A 9,757-nucleotide genomic window follows, 5' to 3' on the forward strand; every position below is an offset into this window, starting at 1 on the left:
CATCACCACCCAGGACCCAAGTCCAACCCCGGCGAATCGTGACGGCAGCGCGAGCCACCAGTCGCAGACCATACGTCCGGGCTCGCTCAGGATCACTTGGCCGCCGGCACCCGTCCCAAACACCTCCCCCCGCCTCTCCGCGCAGATCGTCACATAGTAGGCCCCGGCCAGGGCGTAGTCGTACCCCCGCAGGCGGATCGTCCGCCGGCCGTGGCGCCGTGGGTCGTCGGGCATGGCGGCGCTCCCTGAATATGGCCTGTCCTCTACGAGATACACCGCCGCCGCCAGCAAGAAGTTGCGTAGGGGCGACCCAACGTGGTCGCCCTGACCGCCCGTAACGCCCGCCGTAACGTTCCCCGGACGCCCCCCGCCTACACTGGCCTCAGCGACAGCAACCCAGGAGGCACCTTATGACCAATGAAGACAACCCCGTAGGGACGCAGCGTGCTGCGTCCCCCGCGTCCCCCGCGTCCCCCGCGTCCCGCGACGCCGCGAACTGGGCGCGCAAGTCCGACTCCCTCAAGGTCGGCGCCCTGCCCGCCGGCGCGGTCAGCCTGAACGTCGAGGGACGCCAGGTCGTCGGCCCGCTCCAGGGCTTCGGCCGGCTCTGGCAGAAGACCTACCGCCTGCGCCTGGAGGGCTGCGCGGCCACGCCCGAGCAGGTGGTCGCCGCATGGAAGGCCCACTTCCCCGAGTTCCAGCCGCCGCAGAACCGCTTCTTCCCCTCGGTGGCCGGCGTCTCCCCCGGCGAGGTCGTGCTGATCAACGCCTCGCTCCAGGGCATGCCCGTGCAGACCGGCGTGATGGTGCTCTACGCCGATGAGGTCAGCTTCACCCTGATGACGCCCCAGGGCCACCCCGAGTCGGGCTGGGTCACCTTCAGCGCCGAGGATGTGGGCGGCTGCACGGTCTGCCAGGTCCAGAGCATGGCCCGGGCCAACGACCCGATCTACGAGCTGGGCTTCGCCCTGGGCGGCTCGGCGGCCCAGGAGGCGATCTGGCGCCACGTGCTGACCAGCCTGGCCGCCCACCACGGCGTCACCGGCCAGCTCGTGCAGCTCGACAAGCAGTGCGTCGACCGGCGGCTCCAGTGGAGGCAGGCCGGCAACATCCGCCACAACGCCGCCATCCGGTCGATGCTCTACGCCATCTCACGCCCGTTCCGGCGCCCGTAGGGGCGACCCAACGTGGTCGCCCGCAGCGCGCTGCGTCCCTACGTGTGGCATGCCTCCAATGAAAGCGAGCATGGAGTAACCTATGGACTACCTCGGCCTGAGCATCCTGATCATCCTGGCACTGATCTTCGGCTTCCTCACCTACCGCGCCGCCCGCGCGCGCCGGCTCTGGGTCAGGCTCGTCGGCGGCATCCCGGCCGGCCTGCTGACGCTCCTGTTCAGCGCGGCGACTATCCTGGCCTTTGTGGGCTACAGCAAGATCAACGCGGTGCGCCCCAACCCGCCCTCGCAGCTGCGCCTGCCCGACCAGATCACGCCGCAGCTCATCGCCGACGGCGAGCGCTTCGCCCGCAGCTGCGCCGGCTGCCACTCCAGCGGCGGGCAGCCGGCGCTGGATGGGCATGACTTTCTGGCCGAGGACGGCGCCCTGCCCATGGGCACGCTCTGGGCGCCCAACCTGACCCCGGCCCACCTGGGCGAGTGGACAGACGGCGAGATCATCCGCGCCATCCGCGAGGGCGTGGGCCGCGACGGGCGCTCGCTGGTGATCATGCCCTCGGCGGGGTTCCGCAACCTGAGCGACGAGGATGTGCTGGCCCTGGTGGCCTACCTGCGCGCCCAGCCCGCCGTCGAGCCGGCCAGCCCGCCGCGCCAGCTGAATGTGCTCACCGCGATCCTGTTCGCGACCATCCTCCCGCCCGAGCTCTTCAGCGCCCAGGAGCCGATCACGGCCCCGGTGAGCGCCCCGCCGCGCGGGCCGACTGCGGCCTACGGCGGCTACCTGGTTAGCCTGGGCTGTGCCGACTGCCACGGCTCGAACCTGGCCGGCGTGCCCCCCGGCGGCGACGGCCCGCCCCCCGGCCCGAACCTGACCACCATGCCCCAGCGGCTCTCGGCCGATGAGCTGGTGACCCTGCTGCGCACCGGGGTCTACCCCGACGGCCACGCCCTGGGCGAAGACATGCCCTGGCGGGACTTCGAGAAGCTGAGCGACGACGACTTGCGGGCCATCTACGCCTACCTTGCCAGCCTGGAGCCGCTGCCGGATAATCAGTAGGGGACAGGGGGCAGGCAATAGTGATTCAGCACATCAAGACGCGATCTGCGCGATCACATAGACAGCCGATTGTGTCAAGAGGAGCCTACATAATGCTGCTCACACCCTTTGTCCGCAATACTGGGATGCTCGCTCTTGCCGGTGCGCTGATCTGGATCCTCGCCCTGGTGGTCGAATATAGCCTCGGGCTATTTCCGCCCGGCAGCGGGCCGCTGTTCCTGCTGAACTGAGGAGAGAAGCCGTGAACCCGTTGGAAAGCCGGTCCCGCTGGATGAGCTATGCCCTGCTGATCTTCGCCTGCACGCTCGTGCTGATCAATGTTGTCCTGGCTTTCTACAGAACGCAGTTACCAACTGAAGGCTGGGGCACCCAGGATCAGGGGGATTTCGATCACCCTGTCACTGTATTCACGACGAATCTGTTCGGTGAGCCGGGGCCTATTCAGCCCGGTGATAGATTTCTGGCGCTTAATGGTGTGCCGTTACCAATGAGCTATGCCGACGGTATCATGCCGCCGCCAATCACCGAGCAATTTCGAAGCGGGACAACGGTCACCTATACCGTGTTGCGCAACGGCCAGATCATCGACCTGACAGTGCCCCTGAAGAGCTGGACGACCGCCTCCGTGGTCGCGTATCGTTTCCCCAACATCGGCAGCGTGTTGGCGATGCTAGGCGGTGTGGCACTGTTCGGTCTGAGCATGTTCGTGCTCCTGCGCCGCCCGCACGAGCTGGCGGCCCGCGCGCTGCTGCTCTTTGCCACGGCAAACCAGTGCAGTGATTTCTATCTGACGCCCGACGGCCCCACAACGACCTATAGCCGGATCGCGCTACTGACGATCTTATTCGGTTATGTGATCTGGGCTGTGCTTCTAGCGCCAAGCCTATTCATGCTCACGCTCACATTCCCTCAACCGAAACAGATCATCCAGCGTTTCCCCTGGTTGCTGCTTATCCCCTTCATGCTTTACTGGCTATTTGTGGCTGTATTTGGCCCTGGAGTACTTGCATTGGCCGGCTTTGGCCTGAGTGCAGTCTATTTTATCCTGGCGCTTGCGGCCACAATCCATTCCGTGTTCCGCCGCCAGGATCGCCTGCAACGCACACAATTGCTCTGGGCATTCGGCGGTATCCTGGCTCTCCTGATCAGTGCGCTCCCGCTTTTTATCGGAGTTCTGTTATCAATCGGCGGTTTGATTCCCTCTCAAGTAGAGTGGCTCGATACGCTCACCAACATCACCATGCCTATCGGAGGGGCGGCATTTCAGGTGATGATCGCCATCGCCATCCTGCGCTACCGGCTCTTCGACATCGAGATTATCATCCGGCGCACGCTGGCCTATACTGTGCTCACGCTCAGCCTCGTCACGATCTACCTGCTCGGCGTGGTCGCGCTCCAGGCCCTGTTCGTGCGCCTGACCGGCCAGGAGAGCACGCTGGCCGTGGTCGCCAGCACCCTGGCGATCGCCGCGCTCTTCCAGCCGCTGCGCCGGCGCGTGCAGGCGATCATCGACAAGCGCTTCTTCCGCAAGAAGTACGACGCCCAGCAGGTGCTTGAGCAGTTCGCCCAGCGGGCGCAGCAGGAGTCCGACATCGACACGATCAGCGCCGATATCGTCCAGACGGTGCAGGAGACCCTGGAGCCGGAGGGGGTGCGGCTGTGGCTGATCAAGTGAACGGAGACACGCCGATGAGCGACCTGAGCGCGCGAGAGCGCCGCTTCGACCGCGGGGCGTGGATGACCATTGGCGGCATCCTGGTATTCAGCATCTGCCAGCTGCTCGTGTTTCTCTTTCTCGTTGCCCAACCCACCGACGGCTGCCTCGGCCAGACGATCCGAACCTGCGTCGGCGGCTGGCCGACCCCGCTGCGCCCCGGCGACGAGATACTACAGGTGGCCGGGCGCAGCGTGAGCGATGACCTGAGCTCAATGATGAACCCGCCCGTACCCGCCGGCTGGGTCGCCGGGGCCGAGGTGCCCTATGTGGTGCGGCGCGATGGTGTCGAGCTAACGCTACAGGTGCCGCTGCAGTCGCTGGGGGCGGGCGAGATCGTACGCATGATCAGCTCCGACTGGACAAATCACCTGATTAATCTGCTCTCGCTGCTGGTGGCTGCTGTCGCCTTCGGCCTGCGCCCGGGCAGCTCGGCCACCCGGCTGCTGCTGATCGCCCAGGCGACGAGCTTTGTTCGCCAGATGCTCTCAACTGTGCTGATCAGCCTGAATGTCTGGAGCTTCTGGCAATCGCCGCTGATCGCCCTGGCCGCCGGCTTACTTATGCTTTCGTATGGCTGGCTGGGCCTCCCTGCCCTGCTCCTGCTGGTGCTGAGCTTCCCCATCCCGATCTGGCCGGTCTCGCGCTGGCCAAAGGTCAGCGCGGCGCTGATCTTCGGCTTCGGCCTGGCCGCCGCGCTTGCCGCCAGTTCCAGCGGTAACTTTTTGATCTTTCTCGCTCAACTTGGGCTCTACGCCGCGCTTATCATCATCGCTATTCTATCCAGCACCTTCCAGATCAGGGCGCGCAATGACGACCCGCTGGTGCGCGCCCAGTCGGCCTGGATCGGCTACGGCTTTGCGATCTACTGCCTGCCGATCCCGGTTTGGATAGGTTCATTGCTATTCCCGAGCTTCGGCGCATGGTTGAATGCACAGGAGCTACTGAACGCCGTATGGAGTCTGGGGACGAATCTGGCCCTGCCGATCTGCCTCGCCATCGCGATCACCCGCTACCGGCTCTTCGACATCGCGATCATCATCCGGCGCACGCTGGTCTACGCGGCCCTGACATTCAGCCTCGTCACGATCTACCTGCTCGGCGTGGTCGCGCTCCAGGCGCTCTTTGTGCGCCTGACCGGCCAGGAGAGCACCCTGGCCGTGGTCGCCAGCACCCTGGCGATCGCCGCGCTCTTCCAGCCCCTGCGCCGCTGGGTGCAGCGCCTGATCGACCGGCGCTTCTTCCGCAGGAAGTACGACTCCCGGCAGGTGCTGGAAGAGTTCGCCCGCCGCGCCCAGCAGGAGTCCGACATCGATATGATCAGCGCTGATATACTGAGCACCGTGCAAGAGACCCTGGAGCCAGAGAAGGTGAGCTTGTGGATCGCCCGCAGATGAACCCATACGACGCGGTGATCGTCGGCGCGGGGCCGAACGGCCTGACGGCGGCCTGCCTGCTGGCCCGGGCCGGCCGGCGGGTGCTGCTGGTCGAGGCCCGCGACCAGCTCGGCGGGGCCTGCTCCTCGGCCGGGCTGACCCTGCCCGGCTTCAGCCACGACCTCGGCTCGGCCGTGTACCCCTTCGGCGTGACCTCGCCGGTCTTCCGCTCGCTCGGGCTGGAGCGCTTCGGGCTGCGCTGGGTGCAGCCGCCCACGCCGCTGGCCCACCCGCTCGACGGCGGGCGCGCCGCGACCCTGGAGCGCTCGGTGCGGGCCACCGCCCGGGGCCTCGGCCGGGACGGGGCGGCCTACGCGCGGCTGATGGAGCCCATGGCCCGCTGGTGGCACCACATCCAGCCGACGGTGCTCGACACCCTGGGCGGCCTCCCGCCCCACCCGGTCGCGGCGGCCCGCTTCGGCCTGCGCGCGCTCTGGCCGGTGGCGCTGCTGGCCCGCGCGCTCTTCCAGGGTGATGCCGCGCCGGCCCTGCTGGCCGGGCTGGGCGGCCACTCCTTCCTGCCGCTTGAGGCCCCGCTGAGCGCCGCGCCGGCCCTGGTGCTCGGCGCGCTCGGCCACGCCGTCGGCTGGCCCATCCCCCAGGGCGGCGCCCAGGCGATCGCCGACGCCCTGGCGGCCTGCCTGTGCGCCCACGGCGGCGAGATCATGGCCGGCTGGCCGGTGGCCCACATCGACGAGCTGCCGCCCGCCAAGGCCTACCTGTTCGACCTCACGCCGCGCCAGCTGGTGCAGGTCGCCGGCGACCGCCTGCCCGAGGGCTACCGCCGCCAGCTGGGCCGCTTCCGCCACGGGCCGGGCGTCTTCAAGCTCGACTACGCCCTCGACGGGCCGGTGCCCTGGGCCGCGCCCGCGTGCGCGCGGGCGGCCACCGTCCACCTGGGCGGCACCCTGGACGAGGTCGCGGACGCCGAGCGGGCGCCCCACCTCGGCGAGCACGCCGCCCACCCATACGTGCTGCTGGCCCAGCCGACCCTCTTCGACCCGAGCCGCGCGCCGGCGGGCAAGCACATCGTCTGGGCCTACTGCCACGTCCCGGCCGACTCGACGCGCGACATGACCTCCGCGATCGAGGGCCAGATCGAGCGCTTCGCCCCCGGCTTTCGCGACCGCATCCTGGCCCGCTCGGCCATGCGCTGCGCCGACATGCAGGCCTGGGACGCCAACCTGATCGGCGGCGACATCAGCGGCGGCCTGCCCGACTGGCGCCAGCTGATCACCCGCCCGGTGCTCAGCCCAAGCCCCTGGCGCACCCCCGCGCCCGGCATCTACCTCTGCTCCTCCTCCACCCCGCCCGGCCCCGGCGTCCACGGCATGTGCGGCGCCCACGCGGCGGCGGCCGCCCTGGACGATGGGGTATAATCGGCCGCGGCGTCCCCTACCTGGCCAATCATGACGAGGGTTTTGTTATGTCAACCGAGATCCGCCCGATCACCGATGACGAGATCGACTCGTTCGCCCTGATCGCCGCCGGAGCCTACCCCGGCGCAAGCCTGACGCCCGAGGAGCTGGCCGAGCGCATGCGCCAGGGCCTGGCCGAGAACCCGACCACCCGGCTCTACGGCGCCTTCCGCGACGGCCAGATGCTCGGCGGGATGCGCCACCACGACTTCACCATGTACTTCCACGGCACGCCGGTGCCCGTCGGCGGCGTGGCCATGGTCGCCGTAGATCTGCTGCACAAGAAGGAGCACGTCGCCCGCGACCTCATCCACTTCTACCTACGCCACTACCGCGAGCAGGGCGCGCCGCTGGCCGCGCTCTGGCCCTTCCGGCCCGACTTCTACCGCCAGATGGGCTTCGGCTACGGCGCGAAGCTCAGCCACTACCGCCTGCGCCCCGACAGCTTCCCGCGTGGCGCGCGCGGCCACCTGCGCCACCTCACCCCCGACGACCTGCCCGCGCTGCTGGCCTGCTATGGCCGCTACGCGAGGCAGACCCACGGCCTGTTCGTGCGCCAGGTCACGGCGATCATGGCCCCGCTCCTCGCCAGCGGCGGGCGCGTGCTGGCCTATGTGGACGGCGGCGAGGTGCGCGGCTATATGGCCTACGGATTCAGCAGGGGGGCCAACTTCATCACCAACGACATCGTCGTGCGCGAGCTGGTCTACGAGCACCCGGCCGCCCTCGCCGAGATCATGGCCTTCCTGCACGCCCAGGCCGACCAGATCGCCAATGTGGTGCTCGACATCCAGGACGACCAGCTGCACCAGATCGTGCGCGACCCGCGCAACGGCAGCGGCACGCTCTACCCCTCGGTCTACCACGAGACGAACACCCAGGGGCTGGGCATCATGTACCGGGTGATCGACACGCCGGGGCTCTTCGCCGCCCTGCCCGAGCACGACTTCGGCGGCCAGAGCCTGACCCTGGAGATCGAGCTGGGCGACAGCTTCCTGCCCGAGAGCGCCGGCGAGACGGTCGTGCGCTTCCGCGACGGGCGGGCCGAGCTGGCCCCCGGAGCCCAGCCCGACGTGCGGCTGCGCGTCGCCGTCGAGCACTTCTCGTCTCTGGTGATGGGCGCGACCGGCGTTGATGCGCTGTGTCGCTACGGACTTGCCGAGATCGACGATCCCAACTATAGTGGTAGAGTCCGGCGTCTGTTTGACAGCCCGGCCCAGCCGGTATGCCTCACGGCGTTCTAAATGTTGAAAAGGTGATTTTCAGGCAGGGCGAAGACCCTCCCTGGCCCTCCCCACACGCACACAAGGAGTATTGACATCTAATGGCTTCCGGAACAACGACCGATCTGCGCACAGGGATCGTGCTGCGCTACAACAATGATCTGTATCAGGTGGTAGAGTTTCAGCACGTGGCGCCGGGCAACTGGCGGGCCTTCGTGCGCCTCAAGCTGAAGAACCTCAACAACGGCAAGGTGATCGAGGATCGCGTGCGCGCCGGCTCGGACATCGAGATCGTCCGCATCGAGCGGCGCACTATGCAGTTCCTCTACCGCGATGGCGATGACTTCATCTTTATGAATAACGAGACCTTCGACCAGGTCCCGGTCAGCGAGGCGGCCGTGGGCTCGGGCGCGCAGTTCCTCAAAGAGAATGAAACCGCCGACCTGGTCTACGACGATGAGCGCGAGGTGCTGCTGGGCGTCGAGCTGCCGATCTTCGTGAGCCTGGCCGTCACCGAGACGACGACCGCCGTGCGCGGCGACACGGCCACCAACGTCACCAAGGCGGCCACCCTGGAGACGGGCGCGGTCATCCAGGTGCCCGGCTTCGTCAATGAGGGCGATGTGCTGAAGATCGACACCCGCACCGGAACGTACATCGAGCGGGTGTAGAATTAATATATGCCTGTCGCATATGGCCAGCTGCGCTGGCCATATGCGACAGGCATATATTGTTCAAGCCGCAGCGTTCAGCGGATGGTCTGCGGCGCGAGGGGCTGCGCCAGCGCCTCAAGCATCTGGGCGCGCGCCCCGAGCGGCTCCAGCCGCACCCCGCCGTCCTCGGGGTAGTAGGCCAGCACCGCCCGCTCGAAGTACTGCATCTCCCGCAGCCGCCCGTCGGCCGAGCGCCCGATAAACTCCTCAGAGAGCGGCAGGCCGAGCGCATCGACACCCCCGCCGCGCCGCCAGAAGTCCAGGAAGGCCTCCTTGATCCCGTGGCCGGTCTCGGCGAAGAAGATCGGCGCGCTCGCCGGGTCGCCCGGGGCCATGGCCGCGCGCCCGCCGAAGGCCAGGGCATCGGCGGCCTCCCGGCCGAGCGGCGCGGGCTGCACGTAGTAGGGCGTGTCGGCATAGTCGTTGCGCAGCTCGATCCGCGCGTTGGCGAAGGCCTGGCTGACGCCATCGCCGCCGGCGCGGGCGGGGGCGAGCGGCGGCCCGAAGCGCTCGCGCCCGCCCAGCGCCCGCCAGTAGCGGTAGATCGCCGCCGGCACCGACACCCCATCCACCTCGCCGGCCTCGGGCGCGGGCATGGTCGCCGCAGACTGGGCCAGCACCGCCTGGAGCCCGGCCAGATTCTGCGCGTACTCGCTGTCGTCGCCCGTCACCAGCTCGGGCGTGATCGCGGCGATCCCCAGGCTGCCCGCCCAGTCGCTCATCCCGCCGGTGATATCGTAGTTCGGCCAGTAGCGGCTGTACGCGTAGCCCGCGCCGGCCGCGTATGCCTGGGCCATGGCGATCGAGGGCGCGTGCTCGCAGAAGGCTGGGAAGACCAGGCCGGCGTTCGAGTGGATGAAGATCACGCCCGAGGCGTCGAGCAGGAAGGCGCGGATGAGCCGGCTCTCGGCCTGCGAGTCGGGGAAGGGGCCGCCGGTGTCCGAGACGATGCCGCGCGCGCCCTGCACGGTCGGGCTCCAGTCGTTCTCGGCGCAGCCGTCCAGGTCCGTGTTCATGTTGC

The 9,757-nt window shown here is 68.2% G+C and carries 9 protein-coding genes and 1 pseudogene; 8 read left to right on the forward strand and 2 right to left on the reverse strand.

Going from position 1 to position 9,757, the window contains the following annotated elements; translation table 11 throughout:
- Nucleotides 1-234: pseudogene (locus K2Z83_RS01085) on the reverse strand (transposase); the annotation flags it as partial.
- A 176-nt stretch (nt 235-410) separates the two neighbouring features.
- On the opposite strand from K2Z83_RS01085, the gene K2Z83_RS01090 reads away from it, so the two are divergent.
- The 8 genes from K2Z83_RS01090 to efp all read left to right on the forward strand — a co-directional run bounded on the left by K2Z83_RS01090 (nt 411) and on the right by efp (nt 8,694).
- On the forward strand, nt 411-1,175 hold the full coding sequence (locus K2Z83_RS01090) for a hypothetical protein (RefSeq protein ID WP_220593335.1): 765 nt from the start codon (nt 411-413) through the stop codon (nt 1,173-1,175).
- 82 nt (nt 1,176-1,257) lie between these two features.
- A complete protein-coding gene (locus K2Z83_RS01095; RefSeq protein ID WP_220593336.1) occupies nt 1,258-2,232 on the forward strand; it encodes a c-type cytochrome in 975 nt (324 codons plus the stop codon).
- 92 nt (nt 2,233-2,324) lie between these two features.
- The gene (locus K2Z83_RS01100; protein ID WP_220593337.1) at nt 2,325-2,462 is read left to right on the forward strand and encodes a hypothetical protein; all 138 of its coding nucleotides are present in this window, start codon (nt 2,325-2,327) and stop codon (nt 2,460-2,462) included.
- A gap of 11 nt (nt 2,463-2,473) precedes the next feature.
- Complete coding sequence (locus K2Z83_RS01105; RefSeq protein WP_220593338.1) at nt 2,474-3,907, forward strand: hypothetical protein; 1,434 nt, start codon at nt 2,474-2,476, stop codon at nt 3,905-3,907.
- Between the two features lie 14 nt (nt 3,908-3,921).
- On the forward strand, nt 3,922-5,343 hold the full coding sequence (locus K2Z83_RS01110) for a hypothetical protein (protein WP_220593339.1): 1,422 nt from the start codon (nt 3,922-3,924) through the stop codon (nt 5,341-5,343).
- Nucleotides 5,340-6,761, forward strand: a complete 1,422-nt coding sequence (locus tag K2Z83_RS01115; RefSeq protein ID WP_220593340.1) for an NAD(P)/FAD-dependent oxidoreductase — start codon at nt 5,340-5,342, stop codon at nt 6,759-6,761. Before K2Z83_RS01110 ends, K2Z83_RS01115 begins: the two co-directional genes overlap by 4 nt.
- Before the next feature lie 47 nt (nt 6,762-6,808).
- Complete coding sequence (eis, locus tag K2Z83_RS01120; RefSeq protein ID WP_220593341.1) at nt 6,809-8,044, forward strand: enhanced intracellular survival protein Eis; 1,236 nt, start codon at nt 6,809-6,811, stop codon at nt 8,042-8,044.
- An 80-nt stretch (nt 8,045-8,124) separates the two neighbouring features.
- Nucleotides 8,125-8,694 (forward strand): elongation factor P, encoded by a 570-nt coding sequence (gene efp, locus K2Z83_RS01125; protein WP_220593342.1) that lies wholly within the window; start codon nt 8,125-8,127, stop codon nt 8,692-8,694.
- A 77-nt stretch (nt 8,695-8,771) separates the two neighbouring features.
- On the opposite strand, the gene K2Z83_RS01130 is transcribed toward efp, so the two are convergent.
- A partial coding sequence (locus K2Z83_RS01130; protein WP_255603082.1) for a peptidase M14 occupies nt 8,772-9,757 on the reverse strand: 986 nt, incomplete at its 5' end.

The organism is Oscillochloris sp. ZM17-4, assembly GCF_019599295.1.
Classification (GTDB): domain Bacteria; phylum Chloroflexota; class Chloroflexia; order Chloroflexales; family Chloroflexaceae; genus Oscillochloris.

Bases quoted from the DNA above. Each gene is read 5' to 3' on its own strand.
- K2Z83_RS01090 (WP_220593335.1), top strand. From the start codon at position 411: ATGACCAATGAAGACAACCCCGTAGGGACGCAGCGTGCTGCGTCCCCC.
- K2Z83_RS01095 (WP_220593336.1), top strand. From the start codon at position 1,258: ATGGACTACCTCGGCCTGAGCATCCTGATCATCCTGGCACTGATCTTC.
- K2Z83_RS01100 (WP_220593337.1), top strand. From the start codon at position 2,325: ATGCTGCTCACACCCTTTGTCCGCAATACTGGGATGCTCGCTCTTGCC.
- K2Z83_RS01110 (WP_220593339.1), top strand. From the start codon at position 3,922: ATGAGCGACCTGAGCGCGCGAGAGCGCCGCTTCGACCGCGGGGCGTGG.
- K2Z83_RS01115 (WP_220593340.1), top strand. From the start codon at position 5,340: ATGAACCCATACGACGCGGTGATCGTCGGCGCGGGGCCGAACGGCCTG.
- eis (WP_220593341.1), top strand. From the start codon at position 6,809: ATGTCAACCGAGATCCGCCCGATCACCGATGACGAGATCGACTCGTTC.
- efp (WP_220593342.1), top strand. From the start codon at position 8,125: ATGGCTTCCGGAACAACGACCGATCTGCGCACAGGGATCGTGCTGCGC.